This is a genomic window from Siccirubricoccus soli, from assembly GCF_024178315.1.
Classification (GTDB): domain Bacteria; phylum Pseudomonadota; class Alphaproteobacteria; order Acetobacterales; family Acetobacteraceae; genus Siccirubricoccus; species Siccirubricoccus soli.
In genome coordinates this window covers 1-309 of record NZ_JAMZIK010000329.1, presented here as the reverse complement: position 1 = coordinate 309, position 309 = coordinate 1, and the positions used below count along the sequence as shown (strand labels likewise).

At 73.5% G+C, this 309-nt stretch carries 1 pseudogene; it reads right to left on the bottom strand.

Going from position 1 to position 309, the window contains the following annotated elements:
• Positions 1-309, bottom strand: a pseudogene (locus NJ376_RS28595) (dihydroorotase); the annotation flags it as partial.

Below are 309 nucleotides of genomic sequence, written 5' to 3'. Positions count from 1 at the left end.
GCTGCACCACGAAGCTGCCGAAGGCGCGGGCATAGCTCAGCGCCAGGCGCATGGTGCGGGCATTGGCGATGGGCCGCCTTCCGTCGGTGAAGGCGATGGCCCCGGCCTCCCGCAACAACCCGTACTCGGCCAGCTCCTTCCCCGTGCAGCCCTTGGTGGCGGCGCCATAGGGGAGGAGGGTGAGGCCGCCCGTCGCCTCCCCCTTCCGCAGCACGAATTGCACCAGGGCCGGGTCGTCCAGCGCCGGGTCGGTATCCGGCAGGGCGCAGAAGGTGGTGATGCCGCCGGCGGCGGCGGCGAGGGCGGCGG